The following is a 16,631-nucleotide window of genomic DNA, read 5'->3' as shown; positions in this document are numbered from 1 at the left end:
TGAAATAACAAGCGAGTAGCATAAAAAAGCCTTCCGGATATCAACCGAAAGGCTTATTATATAATTTTTCTTTTTCTTTCGGTGGTAACTAAGCTAGAGATTCAGCTAATTGTTTTTCAGCTTTATCTAGTGCTCCATCACGTAATTCTGGTATAGCAATTCCTTCCACTCTAATCAATTCTACGTCTGTCATTCCAAGGAAACCAAATACTTTAATAAGGTAATCTGAAACAAAATCGTAGGCTGGGTTTTCAGAATAAACTCCGCCAGAGCTCATTGCGATATATACTTTTTTACCGGTTACTAATCCTTGTGGACCTTCTTCGGTATATTTAAAAGTTGTTCCTGTTTTAGCCAGGTGATCGATCCAGGCTTTTAATTGAGAAGGAATCCCAAAGTTATATAAAGGTGCTCCAATTACCAGAATATCAGCATCAAAAACTTCCTGGATCACTTTATCCTGGATAGCGATCGTTTCTTTTTGTGCTTCAGTTCTATTTTCTTCAGGAGTAATGATGGCCTGCCATTTATCTTCAGTAATATGTGGGAAATCCTGAGCTACAAGATTTCTCTCTACAACCTCACTTTCTGGATACTCTTTAGAAAGTTGATCTAAGATTTTATTACTTAAAGCCATGCTGTAGGAATTCTGGCCATTAAGGGTTGAGATTACATGAAGTATTTTTTTCATAAGATTTAATTTAAACTAACATTTGTATATACAAATATACGAACAAATAAGCTATGACACCGGCTACTTCACCTTATGTTACTACTAACATTTAGGTTAGTTGTTTAAGCTTCGTGCTCTAAATATTGTTCTTTAAAATCTTCTGAATTGGTATGAAGCACCCGAAAAAGGGCATTCTCGAAATCTTTAAAATCACTAAAACCACAGGCCTCGGCAAGACACTTAAGATCGCAATCTTCATACTCTGGAATATTAATCATTTCTTTGACTTCCAATACTCTTAGATCGTTCAGATATTGATTAAAAGTTTTATGCTTTGCCTGGTTAATAATATAATCCAACTCTTTTGGAGTTAGCATTAAATGTTTACTAATTTCATCGATTCTTAAATTTTGAATAAGATAGAATTTTTCACGTCGCATGATCTTATCTAGTAGACGAGAATATTCTATAGCTGTGTTAGCATCGATATAATGTTCCTGGGAAGGTGTGCTTTCGTTTTGGCTAAGAACTCCACTATTACAAATCATAATTAAAAAAAGTGGAAATAAAATGAAGAAAACAAGTGTTGGCCCGGAAATAGCGAATATTCCCAGACTTATAATTAGAACGAAGCCAACGATATAAGACATGAACAAACTCATAATTGCGATTGTTTTATCTAAAAGCCTTCGTTAATAGTAGGGTGTAGAAACGCTACGGCTAAAAAATTTAAAATTTCTCTATTACATTAAGTATTTGTAAATATCAAATGCAATTGTAATGCCATATATCTTATTTGTTTACTTTTTATCGATTTTTTATTAACTCAATAAATAAACGGATAAAAATAGTGGTATTGGTTAGAGAATATAAAAACCCGAACTAGATGATAGTCCGGGTTTTTTGTAAATATAAATTTAACACTGAAATTCTATATTCTGGCGGCAGCTTCTTTGTCTACATACCACATTAATTCTCCCTTAGGATCGATGATCTGAGAAGGATATTTTTCAATGTTCTTTTCTCCTTTAATAACTTCAAAAAGTGCATCTGCTTTTTTAGCTCCAAAAGCAATAAACGCAACGCTTTTAGCTGAATTTAATAAAGGTGCAGTTAATGTAATTCTGTACATATCCTGTGGTTTTAAGAAATAAGCATCTACTTTTTTCTCTTTCTCATGAATAATCTCTTCTCCAGGAAATAAAGATGCTGTATGTCCATCGTCACCCATACCTAAAAAGATAAGGTCGAAGGTTGTACCATCTTCTAAGACCTGGTCTAAAATTGCAGAATATTCCTTTGCATAATCTTCGGCAGAGATTCCATCCTTATACATCGGGAAGATCTGCTCATTTGGTATAGCTACCTTATTTAGAAAATCCTTAAATGCATTACCGGCATTACTACGATCATCTTCGATAGGAACCCATCTTTCGTCTCCCCAAAAGATAAAGATCTTATCCCAGTCTACCTGGTCTTTAAATTCTGTTGTAAGCAAATCGTACATTCCAGCCGGAGAAGATCCTCCGGTTAGCGCAACGGTAAATTTAGCTTTTGCTTCGATTGCTAATTTAGCGCGTTCTATAAAATGCTGAGCAGCAGCTCGACTTGCTTCTTCCTTGGTTTGATAGATATTTAACATTCCTCTTGTTTCTTTTCTTTTTTACCTGGTACATTTATAGACCAAACATGACCTTGTTGTGCGATCAATGCTTCAGCACTTTCAGGGCCATAACCTCCTGCCTGATAATTAGGGAAATTAATAGATTCCCTGCTATCCCAGGCTTCCTGAACTGTTTTAATCACATCCCATGCTTCTTCCACCTGGTCAGATCGCATAAATAAGGTAGTGTCACCTAACATGGCGTCTAGCAATAAGGTCTCATAAGCTTCTGGAGTATGTGTTGAACAGCTGTCGTAATCAAATACCATTTCAGACGGATTAAGGTTCATTTCTAATCCTGGTTTTTTCGTCATAAAACGTAACCTGATATCCATTTGCGGCTGCAAATTGATCGTTAGTTTATTAGGCATGATATTGTTTGACTGTTCTCCAGGAAACGCTGCATGCGGCACTGGTCTAAACTGAATTGTGATTGAAGAACTTTTTTCCTGCATACGCTTACCGGTTCTTAAATAGAACGGTACGTTTTGCCAACGCCAGTTGTCGATAAAGAACTTAATTGCGGCATAAGTTTCTGTATTAGAAGTCTCACTTACCCCGTCTTCTTCACGGTAACCGGGAACTTTTTCTCCTTCTACCCATCCTTCGCTATACTGACCTCTAACTGCATTTTTGCTTACTTCGTCTGGCTTAATTCTACGAATTGCTCGTAAAACTTCAACTTTACGATTTCTAATTTCTTCAGCATCTGCAGAAATTGGAGCTTCCATAGCCACCATACATAAGATCTGTAACAAGTGATTTTGGATCATATCACGAAGCGCTCCAGAGCCTTCATAATAACCGCCACGAGAACCTACTCCAACTTTTTCAGCAACAGTGATCTGTACGTAATCAATATAATTTCGATTCCAAAGTGGTTCGAACAACGCATTTCCAAATCGGAAAGCCAAAATATTCTGAACCGTTTCTTTACCTAAATAATGATCGATCCTAAAAATTTGCTTCTCATCGAAAGTTCGCTGAAGCAATTTGTTTAATTCAATTGAAGATTCCAGGTCGTAACCAAATGGCTTTTCGATCACCAAACGGTCTTTTTCTAGTTCCTGTACTAATTTCTGACTTTTTAAATTGGCTGTAATATCATCAATGAACTTAGGAGATACCGAAAGATAGAATAATCTATTAGCGCGTTCTCCCCATTCTTTATCCAGGCTTTCTAATTTAGAATGTAAATCCTGGTAAGACTTTTCGTTGGTAATATCAGATTTAAAGTAGTGTATCGATTCCTCGAATTTCTTCCAAACTTTTGCATCTGGATCACGACGAGAAAATTCTTTTAATTTTTTATATAAATCCTTTCTATACGAAGCATCATCAAAATCTGATCTTCCTAATCCAAAAATGGCAAAATTATCTGCCATTCGATCATCGATATAAAGATTGTAAAACGCAGGGATTAATTTACGGCTGGCAAGATCTCCTGTTCCACCAAATATAACAATGATCGTTGGGGCCGCTTTCTTTTCTGTCTTCATTTTAATTTTAAATTAATTGAGGCTTAATTCCATTCAGTATGAAAAATACCTTCCTTATCGTTACGCTCATATTTATGCGCTCCAAAGAAATCTCTTTGTGCCTGGATAAGGTTTGTTGGTAAAATTTCACTTCTGTAAGAATCAAAATAAGAAACTGTAGAAGTAAATACTGAAGCCGGGATTCCTTTGTCGATAAAGGTTTTAACCACCTTACGTGCAGCAGCTTGTTTTTCTTCTAAAGCTTTACCTAAAGTTTCGTCTAATAACAGGTTAGGTAGTTCTGGAGATTTGCTATAGGCTTGTCTAAAATCTTCTAAACAGGCCGCTCTAATAATACAACCACCTCGCCAGATCTTAGCAACTTCTTCAAGGTTTAATCCATAATCATACTCTTTAGAGGCGAAAGTTAGCTGTGCTAATCCCTGAGCATAAATATTAATCATGGCAAAATAGAAGGCATCAGTTAATTCAGCAAAAATTTCTTCTTCTGAAGTTTCTGAAACATCTGTCCATTTCAAGCTTTTTGAAGCCTGTACGCGTTCTTCTTTATATTTTGAAATATCTCTCATTTCTACCGCAGCATTAATTGCCGGGATTGGCGCCTGGATGTCCATCGCATTTTGTGATGTCCACTTACCAGTTCCTTTAGCTTTTGCAGCGTCTGAGATATAATTTAGTAAAATACCTTTACCGGTAACTTCGTCTTCTTTTTTAAGGATTCCTGCCGTAATTTCAACTAAGAAAGAAGCTAATTCTGAATTGTTCCATTTTTCGAATAATTGCTGAATTTTAGCATCTTCTACTCCGTATCCTCTTTTTAACAGATCATAAACTTCAGCAATAAGTTGCATAATTGCATACTCGATACCATTATGAACCATTTTCACGTAGTTTCCTGCAGATCCTTTTCCTAGATAAGTTACACAAGGTTCACCATTTACTTTTGCAGCTACAGCTTCAAAAATAGGGCGAAGTCTTTCGTATGCTTCAGCATTTCCACCTGGCATCATACTTGGGCCAAAACGAGCTCCTTTTTCACCACCAGAGATTCCCATTCCGAAGAAATGAATTCCTTTTTCAGCAAGTTCATCCACACGACGATTGGTATCTGGGAAATAGGAGTTACCACCATCTACCAATACATCACCTTCTTCTAAATACGGTAAAAGCGATGCGATAGCCGAATCTACAGGTTTACCCGCAGGAACCAATAACATAATTGCTCTTGGTTTACGAATTAGTCCGCAAAATTCTTCGGCAGAGGTTGTTCCTTTTATAGTGTGCTCTTCTGAAGCTTCTTTTTCCAGAGATGCAGCTTTTTCGGGGTCTAGATCCAGCCCGGCTACAGAAAATTTATGGTCGGCCATGTTAAGCAATAGGTTTCTACCCATTACTCCAAGTCCAACAATTCCAAAATCGAATTCTTTCATGATTCAGTTTTAGGTTCTTAACTATTCTAATTTAATTTAAAGTACTCTTTTTCTATATCTAAGACTTTATTCAGTCGTCTTACAAAACGTTCGTCTTTCTGAAATTCAGCATTCAAAAAGGCCAAAATGATTTCTAAAATAAGTGATGTTCCCAACACTCTCCCACCAACGCAAAGCATATTCATGTCGTCATGTTCAACTCCCTGATGTGCCGAATAAGTTTCAGAAATTAAAGCTGCGCGAACACCGGGAAATTTATTGGCAGCGATAGAAACACCAACACCGCTACCACAAACTGCGATGGCTCTGTCTATTTTCTTTTCGCTTAAAGCTTTTGCTAATGGAGAAACAATATCTGGATAATCGTCGTCGCCTTGATATTTATAGGCACCAAAATCTTCTATATCGAAATTCTTTTCTTTTAAGAGTTCAAGCAACTTTCCTTTTTGTTCTAAGCCGGCATGATCTGCAGCAATTCCGATTTTCATGAAGTAAATCTTTTGGTTTTAATCATTTTGAACGATAAAATTAACTAATTAAATCTGTATGGCGGCAAGACAAAACCTTATAAAAATACTAAAACCTTTGAAATGTCTAAGTTATACCAGCATTTTAGAAAATTGTGCTACACTAAATATCGATTTTCGATGTTTTTAGCCTCAATTTATAAGTTGTAGTACACCAATTAGCGAAACGATACTGATAAAGATCCATATAAAAACAGCTAATATTACCGGTTTTATTCCTACCTGGATAAAGCTTTTATAGTTTAAAGTGCTCCCAATTAAAAACAATACCAGCGTTAATCCCATTTTAGAAACTGAAACTATGCCTGGCGCCACAAATTCTATGTTTGGGATATATGTATTGGCTATAATCGCTAAAATAAATAGGCCAATAAAATATGGAATCTTGATCTTCTTTAATTCGGTATGGTTGCTTATCGCGAATAAAACAGAAACCGGTAAGATCCATAAAGCTCTGGCTAATTTTACAGTGGTTGCAATTTCTAAAGCTTCATTTCCATAAACCTGTGCTGCCCCAACAACAGAGCTGGTATCGTGAATGGCAATCGCACTCCAGATTCCAAATTGATGCTGACTCATATTAAAATAATGGCCTAAAACCGGAAAAAGAAATAATGCCAGACTATTTAATAAGAAAACACTCCCGATGGCAATAGAAATTTGTTTCGCATCGGCTTTAATTATTGGAGAAATGGCGGCAATGGCGCTTCCGCCGCAAATAGCAGTTCCAGAACTTATAAGTTTGGCTATTTTTTGATCGATTTTAAAGATTTTACCGATTAAAATTCCTAGGCCGATGGTTAAACTAATCGATATAATGGTGAATAAAAATCCGTCTTTTCCTGCAGCTAGAGCTTTGTCGATATTCATACCAAAACCAAGCCCTATAACCGATAATTTCAGCAACCAATTAATACTAGTTTGTGTTTTTTGCTGAAATGGATTCTGAAAAAATTGCGCAAAAACAATTCCTGCAGCCAATGCTATAGGAGGATTCACCACCGGAAGCAAACAGGCCAGGCAAAGAAGTACAAATAATACTGAAGTAATTGCAGGTTTCATAAACTGAATTTATACTTCAAAAGTAGTTTCAGTCTAGTTCCAAATCAAATGATAAATTATTATACCATATAACTAAAAGTTATAATGATGTTGTAGAAATTTTAAATAGACAGCATTCAGTTTAGAATGATGTCCCTGCTGTTGAATAAAAAAGAATTCACGCTTAATTTGTAGATTTTCGATATCAACAATATAAAGATCGCCATGCTTCAATTCTTTTAAAACTGTATTGATACTTAAAAAACTACCGCTATGGCCATTAGATAGGTAAGATTTTATACTTTCTGAACTTCCAAGCTCTAATTCGATATTTAGCTCTTCCATTTTTACATTTTCATGCTGAAAAGCTTTTAAGATCACTTCCCGAGTTCCCGATCCTCTTTCTCGTAAAACAAGCGGAATATCTTTTAATTCTGAAATAGATATCTGGTTTTGTTTGGCTAAAGGATGCGATTTATCTACCACCAGCACAATCTCGTCCTGCAAAAATGGCTGATAGGATAATTCCCTGTTTTTAGATTGCCCTTCAATAAAACCAAGTTCAACCGAATTATTCATCACAGATTTTTCTACCTTCTCGGTATTCATATTCAATAAATGAATCCTGATTTTGGGGAATTTTTGATGGAATTTTGCTAAAACTTCAGGTAAAATATATTGTGCGATCGTGGTACTGGCCGCAATTCTAAGATTTCCTTCATTTTTATCGATAAGCGAATTCATATCGAATTCGGCTTTCTCATATTGCTGAAAAATAAGTTTGCTATGCGAAAGTAAAAGCCTCCCTGCCTCAGTTAATGCTATGCTATTTCCTTTTCTTTTAAAGAGCTTTTGGTTAAAATGAGCCTCAATTTGCCGAATATGCCTTGTAACCGCTGGTTGCGTGATATGAAGATCTTCGGCTGCTTTAGAAAAACTAAGCCGTGATGCCACACTTTGAAAAACCTGTAGTTTAAAATCAAACATTATAATCAAATGTAATAATAATGTTTGGAAAACGAATTTGTTATTAGAAATTATTACAAAAAAATAGCTCCCAATTTTATACAATATCGAGAGCTATTTTTTTAAATCTAGTAAACTGAAACTGGTTATTTTTTCCAGGTATTATTTTCAGGAGTAGCATCCATCCAAATACCACCTTCTAGTGTTACCGCTTCAACTTGTTTATCTGTTTCAATTTGTATTGAAAATTCATCTTCAGCATTTTCCCAAATTGTAGATTTTTGATGAATGCTTTTTGAACTTCCGTCAGCAAAAGTCAGTTTTACATCAAAAGGAGCCGGCATTCCACCAATATTGAAAACTAAAACTTCAACAGAATTATCATTTTGTGTTACCTTTTTAATTTCAAAATCAATATGGTTGGGTTTAAAATACCAATTATCCCAAAACCAGTTAAGGTCTTTTCCAGAAATATCATTGATGCTATAAAAGAAATCCCACGGAATTGGATGTTTTCCATTCCAACGATCCATATATCCCTGTAAAGCTTTTTTGAAAAGCTCGTCCCCTAAAATATCTTTTAATGCAAGGTAGCCAAGTGCTGCTTTTCCGTAAGAATTATTACGATATACAGGTCCGCTTAAAATATTAGATGGTGTGATAATAGGTACATCTTGTTCCATATTATCATCGTTGATCCATCTCTGGACTCTAAAATTTTTAAAACTTTCAATAGCATTTTCTTCTCCAATATCCTCGATCCCAATTAGATGTTCTAAAGTTGTAGCCCAACCTTCGTCCATAAAACCAAACCTGGTCTCGTTAGTTCCCATATAAAATGGAAAATAAGTATGTGCAATTTCATGTTCAGCCACGAAACGCGCCAATTCTGGCTCTCCATGAGAATTATCGTTAACCATCATTGGATATTCCATATCGCCATGACCTCTTACCAAAGTAGATTTTGAATAAGGATAAGCGATCCCAGGATAGTGATGCGAAAACCAGTTTAAAGCATGTTGTCCATAGTTAACCATTTGGTGAAAATCTTCAGAAACATTATCATAGGCCGCCTGCACACTTACGCGACGATTAGAAGTAGAATCTACCACAACACTTGCAGCATCCCAATTATACTCGTTACTAATAGCAATCGCAATATCGGTAATATTAGAAGCTTTCCATTTCCAGGTGTTGTTGCCGTCTTTGGTAATTTCTTTTTTCTTAAGATCTTCTGGAGTGGCGATGCGAATCACTTCATCGCTTTCCATCGATTTTTCAAGTTTTTTCGCATATTTTTTCTGAAGAACTTCTTCAGCATTTAATAGATCTCCGGTAGACCAAACGATAAAACCTTCAGGAACATTTACGCTAATTTCATAATCATTAAAATCGTTATAAAATTCCTGCATTCCGAAGAAAGTCATGGTGTCCCAACCCATATAATCGTCGTAAACAGCCACGCGCGGATAAAAATAAGCCAGAAAAAAGGTGTTTTCTAAAATAGCGCCTTCTCTCCCACTTTGCTTAGAAACGTCAAAATGCCAGTCGATACTTAAGTTTATTTTTTCGCCCGGTTGCAATGGCGTATCCAGCTTTATCATTTTATTGGTACCATCGTTCTTGGAATTCCATTCCTTTTTGGTACCATTTTCTGAATAGGAATCAATTTCGATTCCGTTTGTCATATAATCTTCAGAAGCCTGTCCCAATCTTGCTGCACCAGGTTTGTGATTATTCAGAATTAATTTAAAATTTAGGGAATTTAAAGTATTCGGACTATTATTAGTATAGATAATTTCTTCGGAACCTTTTACTGTACGGCTTGGAGGATTTACCTGAAGATCAATCTTATATTTTGCCGAATTTTGCCAGTAATTTTTGCCAGGTTTACCGCTTTCACTTCTTGTTTCGTTCTCATATGCTTTTTTTACATCTCTTGGAACATATAATTCTTGTCCAAAAGAAAAGCTTCCCGTAAAAAGAGAAGCCAAACATCCTGCTATAAGGGATTTTCTCATTAAAATTCAATTATTTTTTGCCTAAAATAATAGTATAAAATTGAATTCATCCCTTTATTAAAATCTTTTCATTCAAACTAATGTTAAATGCAGGATTATCGATTTAGCAGGTTGTTTTTTTCGGATTTATCAATAAAAAGTGTTGTTCAATTTTATCGAATTTCAAAAGTCTTGAAACCACTATTAATTCTGCACACTTCAACCTTTCTTTAAATTAAGTTAATAATTTTATTGCTCCTAGGCTATTGATTAAATTACCAAAAAAGCGAGAAAAAGAAATGAAAAAAATTGCCATTATTGGTGGTGGCGCCTGTGGATCTGCAGCTTTGATTGAGCTTCTAATTCAGAGTAGAACTGCCAAATTAGAAAAAGAAGTTTCGTTCGTATTTATAGAACGAAGAGAAAAAGCAGGATATGGATTAGCGTTTGGATCTAAACAACGTACACATATTTTAAATACCCAGGCCGATCTTATGGGAATTTACGCCAACGAACCGGCACATTTTGCAGAATGGCTTAAAGAACACGGCGGTAAATATCGAAGCGATGTAAAAAGTGAAAGTAACGAAGATAATGCCTACACCAGCAGATTGTTCTATGGTCATTATGTTGCTGAACAGCTTGACGAAAATATCAAGAAAGCCGCCGAGAACAATATTAAGGTAGAAAGAATTGAGGCTGAAGCTTATGATATTGAGCGTTTAGAAAATGAAAAATTAGTAATTCATTTAACCAATAATAGCTCTGCTGAAGTTGATGAAGTTTTATTGGCGCCAGGAACCCCAAAGCCGAATATCTTTAAGCAATTTAGAGATAATAAGCATTATATAGATTTTCCATGGCCAACAGAAAGATTGCTGGAAAATACCGGTAAAAACGATCATGTTGGAGTTTTAGGAACCAGTTTAAGTGCTATTGATACAGTAATGAGCCTGGTAGATAACGGACACAAAGGAAAGATCACCATGTTCTCTCCAGATGGAATGTTGCCAAGAGTTCAGCCCGATGAAAGTAATGGTTTTGAAAGAAAATTTCTTACGCTTGCCAATTTACATAAACTTAAGCGTGATAAAGGACATACGCCTAGAGCAAAAGAATTGTTTAGATTGTTTATCAAAGATGTTGAAAAAGCCGAAGGAAAATCTATCGACTGGAAATCCCTAAACCGAGATTCTAAAGATCAGCTTCCGTTACTTGAATATGATATTGAAGTAGCCGAAAAGGGTGGCGATAATGTATCGAATATGGCCTACTCGATGCGCTACGATACTTCTACAATATGGAGTTGGATGAGCTTGCATGAGCAGATTATATTCACAAAATGGCTGGGAAGACATTGGACGATCACCCGGCATGCGATTCCGCTTCACAACGCAAAAAGATTGGCTAAGCTTATGAAAGAGGGTCAGTTGCAAATTATTCCGCAGAATAATAAAGTTGAGTTTCTGGATGATGAAAATTGCTTCGAGATCACTACCGGAAACGATGGCGTTTTTAAGATCGATAAATTGGTTAATGCTACTGGAAGTGCCGGTAAATTAGAACAGATGGATAATATTCTGGTTCAAAATTTACTCAAGAAAGATTATTTAAAACCACACCCTATTGGTGGAACTGTTATTAATCCTCATACGATGCAGTGTATTTCAGAAAATGGAGGTACTCACATTTATGCGGTAGGACATTTGGTAAACGGAATGCTAATGAACGTAAATGCCGTTTGGTTTAATGTAAAAACGATCGCAAGATTAGCTTCAGAAATAATATTTAAAACCACTACTAATGGGCACATTTAAGGATCTTTATATAAGTTTACTTCCCTATTTATGTTGTATCCCTATTGGCTATTTAATAAGTAAGCGTGAATGGATCCCAAAATCCTGGATTCATAAGCCGCTTTTATTTGTTTTATTACCAATTTTGGTGATTGATCATGTATTGGACGCAGGCTTTTCAAATTTGGTGATCTTAGCGATAATTTCATTTTTGCTGGCATTTTTAATGATCTTTCCGGCCATGTTGGTCGATAAAACCGTAGATAATTCGGGGAATATCAATATCTTAAAAAGCGGGTTCTCTTATTTTAATGTGGCCTTCTTCGGGATTCCTACCGTCAAGTCACTTTTTGGTGATGATGCGGTAACTACATTGATATGTATTTACGTTGGTACGGCGCTCTACGGCAATATTATTGGTTACATCCAAGTGGCGAAGTCAAAGTTTTCTACCAAACAGGCGATAATCGAAGTTTTGAAGGTTCCTTTTATTTATATCATCATTTTAGCTTTGATTTTAAAAGGTTTTAAAGTGGAAACACCAGAAGCTGTAAAACCCGTAGTTGACATGATGGGGACCGTAGTTTCTGTAATGGGAATGCTTATTATTGGTATGAATTTGACAAATATTAAATTTAAATCTCTAAACTGGGGATATTACTCTAAAGTGCTGGGAATACGATCAATATCAGCCATATTAATCACCGCTGCTTTAATGGGACTCGAATATTGGCTTGTAGATGGATTAGAAAAAGAACAACGACAGGTAATGGCTTTAATTCCGCTTTTCCCAATCGCAGCGAATTTGGCCGTTTTTGCATCATTTTTAAAATCCCAGGAGAAACAGGCGGCTTTACTCATCGTATTTTCTATGGTGATCTCGATGATTTTAGTGCCAATTGGCGCCTTAATATTCGCTTAGATCATTTCTGAAGAATTGTTCTCTTTGATATCACGATATCACTGATTGTAATGAGAAAATAAATCGAAACCTGGAATATTATTTCTGAATATACTTCGATGATTTAAATTAATGTAAAAGTTTTTGCCGTGAAAAAGGCAAATATTAATTTCAGAAAAAATCAAAAAATTATGAAAGCTATAGGAATCACAAAATCTTTACCTGTAGACGATAAAAATTGTTTTATCTCTTTTGAAACCGAAAAACCAATGCCAGAAGCTAAAGATCTTTTGGTTAAAATTCATGCGGTTTCTGTAAATCCGGTAGATTATAAAGTCCGTCAAAATGCAGCCAAAAACACTGAATTAGATGAGCCAAAGGTACTAGGTTGGGATGCTGCAGGGGTCGTGGAAGCTGTGGGTAGTGAAGTTTCTAATTTTAAGGTTGGAGATGAAGTTTATTATTCCGGAGAATATAAAAGACCGGGCTGTAATGCCGAATTTCAGCTTATAGATTCAAGAATTGCCGGCCATAAACCTTCAAATTTTTCATTCGAGGAAGCTGCAGCAATGCCATTAACCGCGATTACTGCCTGGGAAGCTATATTTGATCGTTTAAGACTTCAGAAAAATGGAGAAAATAACAAAAAACTATTGATCATTGGTGGTGCAGGTGGCGTTGGATCTATTGGAATACAAATCGCCAAAAAATTAACTAATATTGAAGTTATAGCGACCGCATCTAGAGAAGCAACCAGCAAATGGTGCAAAGAAATGGGAGCCGATGTAATCGTAAATCATCACGATCTAGAAAACGAAATGAAAAAGGCTAATATTGAAAATGTAGATTATATTCTTAACTTTTATGATACCGATATGCACTGGGATGCTATGGCAAATCTTATAAAACCACAAGGACATATTTGTTCGATCGTAGAAAATAAGAACCCATTAGACTTAAATAAATTAAAAAATAAAAGTGCAGCTTTTCATTGGGAATTTATGTTTACAAGGTCTTTATTTAAAACAGAAGACATGATTTCGCAGCATAAGATTCTTGAAGAACTACGCCTGCTTTTTCAAGAAGGAAGTTTAAAAACTACAATCAGCAAAACTTTCGAAGGATTAGATACTCAGGTGTTTAGAGAGGTACATGAGTTGCAGGAAAGTGGTAAATCTATAGGAAAAAACGTTATTAGTTTTATAGCTTAAACCGGTATAAATTACAGATGATTGAAAGGATTTCAGCAATGAAATCCTTTTTTTATACTTTTTAAGAAATGGGTTAAAAATTACTTAAACCTTCTTTTTAGCATGATATTGGAAGAATCTATATATAATTTAGTGCCAGAAAATAATTGAAATATTTAAAACCAAACTATAATAGAAAACGTAAGTAGACAGATACAATTTTAAAACAAACTAACCACTAACTACTAGCTATGACTCCCCAAACCATGATTATCGCAACCTACATCTTAATTTTCCTATTTGTCTCATTTTTAGTGTTTAATCACTTATCAGACAAACAGAATAAAATAAAGTCTAAAAAACAAAAAACTATGGCCGAAGAGTTTAAAGGTCAAAAAGTGCTGATTGATGGAAAATTGCATAAAGAACATAAGCTTGAAATTAAAGAGCAATTAGAAGAATGGGATGTAGAAGTTGAACAAAAAATGTCTACAAAAACGGGGATTTTAATTACAGGGAAAAATGCAGATGAATTAGTGATCGAAGAAGCTAAAAGTTTTGGCGCCAAAATATATTCTGAAGAAGCATTTATTGCACTAAACAAAGCTCCGCAATATGTGCTTAATAAAGATGCTAAACCATTAGAAGAAAAAGCCACAGTAAAAGTAGAAAATTAAAGATCTATAAAAGCTAAAACAAAATCCCTGTTTAATACAGGGATTTTGTTTTATATAAAGTCTTTTTAGTCTCTTGCTTTAACTGGATAATCTAAGTATCCTTTCTTGCCAGGTACATAAAAAGTATCTTCGTCCCAATCGGTTAATTCAACACCTTTTTCAAATCTTTCTACAAGATCTGGATTAGAGATGTAAGGTTTTCCGTAGGCTACAAGATCGGCATTTCCTTCTTCAATTACTTTATTTCCTTTTTCCTGATCGAAACCGGCATTTATAATTAAAGTTCCTTTATATAATGGTCGGTAATGCTTTGCGATTTCAGAAACGGCAAATTCATTATCAGAAACATCTGTAAAGGGTTCAGATAAATGAACATAAGCCAAATCGTATTCATTTAACTTATTTACGATATAATCGAATGTTGGGATCGTTTCTTTATCCATTGTCATCCCAAATGGGCCATCTAAGGACGGATTTAAACGTAAACCTATTTTCTGTTCTGGCATAACTTGCTTTATCGCATCGATCACTTCAAAAAGAATCTTTGCTCGATTCTCTATGGATCCGCCGTATTCATCGGTTCTGGTATTTGATGTTCCGTTGAAAAACTGGTGTAAAAGATAACCATTAGAAGAATGAATCTCTACACCATCAAAACCAGCTTCCATTGCATTTTTAGCTCCGTTTTTAAAATCTTCGATCGTTTGCTTAATTTCAGCGATCGTCATTTCTTTTGGAGTTACGGTATCTTTAAAACCTTCTGGAGTATACGATTGTGCATTTGGATTTATTGCTGAAGGTGCTAATGGTTTTTCTCCATTATGAAAATCTGGATGGGACATTCTGCCTACATGCCATAATTGGATAAAAATTCGTCCATTTTTTTCATGTACTTTTTCAGTCACTTTTTTCCAGCCTTCAATCTGAGCTGGTTTATAAATTCCTGGTACATTTACATAACCAATCGCTTCGTCACTAATAGGAGAACCTTCAGAAATAATTAATCCTGCGGAAGCTCTTAGAGCATAATATTCAGCTTCAAAATCTTCGCGTGGCGCATTTTCTGGGTTATCTGCACGGCTACGTGTCATGGGCGCCATCACTACACGATTAGGTAATTTTAATCCATTTAAATTATAATCGGTTAAAAGCGGTTGTTTACTCATAATTTTCTTTTTCTTTGATTAAAACCACAAAACGAGGTTCTGTGATCGATTCCTTTTTTATCAATTTTTTTCCCTTGCCAACAAAATTAAGGTATAACTGCCTAAAAGAACATTGATATATGTTAGCATTGCCTGTTAAAAATTGTTAAGCTAAATAAGCTCTTTTCGTATTCTACTTAAGCTTTCTGGTTTAATCCCCAAATAATTAGCGATGTGGTAATTTGCTATTCTATTTTCAAGTTCTGGAAAGCGATCATAGAATTCTAAATAACGCTCCTTACTACTTTTTTGCAGACTAGACATTATTCTGCAACGTAAAGCGATAAAAGAATTCATAACTTTAATTCTAAAAAAGCGTTCAAATTTTGGGATTCTGCGATATAATTCTTCCTGTGCATCACGATGAATTGCCAGCAGCTCGCAATCTTCAAGACATTCTACATTAAGCCTTGCTGGAATACCTTCACTTAAAGCCTCATAATCACTAATCCACCAATCCTCCATCGCAAATTGCAAATTTGCTTCATTTTCCTGATCGTCTCGATAAAAGGAGCGTAAGCAACCTTTAACGACAAAGAAATTATGATGCACAAATTCACCACTTTTTATCAAATATTCACGTTTTGATAATTTCACCGGACTTAAAATGCTTAAAAATTCGGCTTTCTCTTCATCGGAGAGGTCAATTATTTTAGAAACGTGGTCAAGAATTTTCTGTTGCATAAAAAAGGGAATTTTATAACGAATAAGATAGTCGTTCTAAAACTTCAAATCTTACTTTACTTCAATTTGAATAATATGAGGTTTTTATGTTCTGTTTGCTGAAGTTACTAGTTCTAAAATTGACTCAATTTATTTAGCTGAAGATTAAATACTATAATGTACGATTTCAACTTGAATTTAATCCATTTCGCAATATAGTTATCGCATTATTTTTGCAATTCTTGATCATGTGATAATTAACTGTTATGGTTAATGAACCGCTTTCCGGTTCCTCATATAAAAATCACTGTTTTTCAATAATCTTAATAAAATGTCAAATAATTACTAAATTAGGATTCATGTATACTCATTTTTAATTTTTTACCATTGCTTAATATTG

The 16,631-nt window shown here is 35.0% G+C and carries 15 protein-coding genes; 4 read left to right on the top strand and 11 right to left on the bottom strand.

Annotated elements, in window-relative coordinates; genetic code table 11:
• Positions 1–88: 88 nt before the first annotated feature.
• From INR75_RS14625 to INR75_RS14585, 9 genes are all read right to left on the bottom strand, one after another.
• Positions 89–691: an FMN-dependent NADH-azoreductase gene (locus tag INR75_RS14625; protein ID WP_223089354.1), complete on the bottom strand. Its 603-nt coding sequence runs from the start codon at positions 689–691 to the stop codon at positions 89–91.
• 104 nt (positions 692–795) lie between these two features.
• Positions 796–1,335, bottom strand: a complete 540-nt coding sequence (locus tag INR75_RS14620; protein WP_223089353.1) for an AraC family transcriptional regulator — start codon at positions 1,333–1,335, stop codon at positions 796–798.
• 269 nt (positions 1,336–1,604) lie between these two features.
• Positions 1,605–2,315: a 6-phosphogluconolactonase gene (gene pgl / locus INR75_RS14615; protein WP_223089352.1), complete on the bottom strand. Its 711-nt coding sequence runs from the start codon at positions 2,313–2,315 to the stop codon at positions 1,605–1,607.
• Positions 2,309–3,835 (bottom strand): glucose-6-phosphate dehydrogenase, encoded by a 1,527-nt coding sequence (gene zwf / locus INR75_RS14610; RefSeq protein WP_223089351.1) that lies wholly within the window; start codon positions 3,833–3,835, stop codon positions 2,309–2,311. The genes pgl and zwf overlap by 7 nt, the downstream gene beginning before the upstream one ends.
• A 23-nt stretch (positions 3,836–3,858) precedes the next feature.
• Positions 3,859–5,265, bottom strand: a complete 1,407-nt coding sequence (gene gndA / locus INR75_RS14605) for an NADP-dependent phosphogluconate dehydrogenase (RefSeq protein ID WP_223089350.1) — start codon at positions 5,263–5,265, stop codon at positions 3,859–3,861.
• A gap of 26 nt (positions 5,266–5,291) precedes the next feature.
• Complete coding sequence (locus INR75_RS14600) at positions 5,292–5,753, bottom strand: RpiB/LacA/LacB family sugar-phosphate isomerase (protein WP_223089349.1); 462 nt, start codon at positions 5,751–5,753, stop codon at positions 5,292–5,294.
• 171 nt (positions 5,754–5,924) lie between these two features.
• Entirely contained in the window at positions 5,925–6,854 is a 930-nt protein-coding gene (locus tag INR75_RS14595) for a YeiH family protein (protein ID WP_223089348.1), read from the bottom strand.
• A gap of 72 nt (positions 6,855–6,926) precedes the next feature.
• Entirely contained in the window at positions 6,927–7,820 is an 894-nt protein-coding gene (locus INR75_RS14590) for a LysR family transcriptional regulator (RefSeq protein WP_223089347.1), read from the bottom strand.
• Positions 7,821–7,945: 125 nt separating this feature from the next.
• Positions 7,946–9,820: a M1 family metallopeptidase gene (locus INR75_RS14585; protein ID WP_223089346.1), complete on the bottom strand. Its 1,875-nt coding sequence runs from the start codon at positions 9,818–9,820 to the stop codon at positions 7,946–7,948.
• A gap of 278 nt (positions 9,821–10,098) precedes the next feature.
• Between INR75_RS14585 and INR75_RS14580 the strand changes: the two genes are divergently transcribed.
• The 4 genes from INR75_RS14580 to INR75_RS14565 all read left to right on the top strand — a co-directional run bounded on the left by INR75_RS14580 (position 10,099) and on the right by INR75_RS14565 (position 14,363).
• The gene (locus INR75_RS14580) at positions 10,099–11,616 is read left to right on the top strand and encodes an FAD/NAD(P)-binding protein (RefSeq protein ID WP_223089345.1); all 1,518 of its coding nucleotides are present in this window, start codon (positions 10,099–10,101) and stop codon (positions 11,614–11,616) included.
• A complete protein-coding gene (locus INR75_RS14575; protein ID WP_223089344.1) occupies positions 11,603–12,517 on the top strand; it encodes an AEC family transporter in 915 nt (304 codons plus the stop codon). Before INR75_RS14580 ends, INR75_RS14575 begins: the two co-directional genes overlap by 14 nt.
• Before the next feature lie 170 nt (positions 12,518–12,687).
• Complete coding sequence (locus tag INR75_RS14570) at positions 12,688–13,707, top strand: zinc-binding alcohol dehydrogenase family protein (protein WP_223089343.1); 1,020 nt, start codon at positions 12,688–12,690, stop codon at positions 13,705–13,707.
• A gap of 350 nt (positions 13,708–14,057) precedes the next feature.
• Complete coding sequence (locus INR75_RS14565) at positions 14,058–14,363, top strand: hypothetical protein (protein ID WP_084840729.1); 306 nt, start codon at positions 14,058–14,060, stop codon at positions 14,361–14,363.
• 65 nt (positions 14,364–14,428) lie between these two features.
• Here INR75_RS14565 and INR75_RS14560 read toward each other — a convergent pair whose 3' ends face one another.
• Complete coding sequence (locus INR75_RS14560) at positions 14,429–15,529, bottom strand: alkene reductase (protein ID WP_223089342.1); 1,101 nt, start codon at positions 15,527–15,529, stop codon at positions 14,429–14,431.
• Positions 15,530–15,679: 150 nt separating this feature from the next.
• Complete coding sequence (locus INR75_RS14555; protein WP_223089341.1) at positions 15,680–16,252, bottom strand: Crp/Fnr family transcriptional regulator; 573 nt, start codon at positions 16,250–16,252, stop codon at positions 15,680–15,682.
• Between the last annotated feature and the right edge of the window lie 379 nt (positions 16,253–16,631).

The sequence above is a fragment of the Zunongwangia sp. SCSIO 43204 genome (assembly GCF_019904275.1).
Lineage (GTDB): Bacteria > Bacteroidota > Bacteroidia > Flavobacteriales > Flavobacteriaceae > Zunongwangia > Zunongwangia mangrovi.
The sequence above is the reverse complement of the archived record's forward strand: the minus strand, read 5'-3'. Positions and strand labels throughout refer to the sequence as shown.

Bases quoted from the DNA above. Each gene is read 5' to 3' on its own strand.
- INR75_RS14625 (WP_223089354.1), bottom strand. From the start codon at position 691: ATGAAAAAAATACTTCATGTAATCTCAACCCTTAATGGCCAGAATTCC.
- INR75_RS14620 (WP_223089353.1), bottom strand. From the start codon at position 1,335: ATGAGTTTGTTCATGTCTTATATCGTTGGCTTCGTTCTAATTATAAGT.
- pgl (WP_223089352.1), bottom strand. From the start codon at position 2,315: ATGTTAAATATCTATCAAACCAAGGAAGAAGCAAGTCGAGCTGCTGCT.
- zwf (WP_223089351.1), bottom strand. From the start codon at position 3,835: ATGAAGACAGAAAAGAAAGCGGCCCCAACGATCATTGTTATATTTGGT.
- gndA (WP_223089350.1), bottom strand. From the start codon at position 5,265: ATGAAAGAATTCGATTTTGGAATTGTTGGACTTGGAGTAATGGGTAGA.
- INR75_RS14600 (WP_223089349.1), bottom strand. From the start codon at position 5,753: ATGAAAATCGGAATTGCTGCAGATCATGCCGGCTTAGAACAAAAAGGA.
- INR75_RS14595 (WP_223089348.1), bottom strand. From the start codon at position 6,854: ATGAAACCTGCAATTACTTCAGTATTATTTGTACTTCTTTGCCTGGCC.
- INR75_RS14590 (WP_223089347.1), bottom strand. From the start codon at position 7,820: ATGTTTGATTTTAAACTACAGGTTTTTCAAAGTGTGGCATCACGGCTT.
- INR75_RS14585 (WP_223089346.1), bottom strand. From the start codon at position 9,820: ATGAGAAAATCCCTTATAGCAGGATGTTTGGCTTCTCTTTTTACGGGA.
- INR75_RS14580 (WP_223089345.1), top strand. From the start codon at position 10,099: ATGAAAAAAATTGCCATTATTGGTGGTGGCGCCTGTGGATCTGCAGCT.
- INR75_RS14575 (WP_223089344.1), top strand. From the start codon at position 11,603: ATGGGCACATTTAAGGATCTTTATATAAGTTTACTTCCCTATTTATGT.
- INR75_RS14570 (WP_223089343.1), top strand. From the start codon at position 12,688: ATGAAAGCTATAGGAATCACAAAATCTTTACCTGTAGACGATAAAAAT.
- INR75_RS14565 (WP_084840729.1), top strand. From the start codon at position 14,058: ATGGCCGAAGAGTTTAAAGGTCAAAAAGTGCTGATTGATGGAAAATTG.
- INR75_RS14560 (WP_223089342.1), bottom strand. From the start codon at position 15,529: ATGAGTAAACAACCGCTTTTAACCGATTATAATTTAAATGGATTAAAA.
- INR75_RS14555 (WP_223089341.1), bottom strand. From the start codon at position 16,252: ATGCAACAGAAAATTCTTGACCACGTTTCTAAAATAATTGACCTCTCC.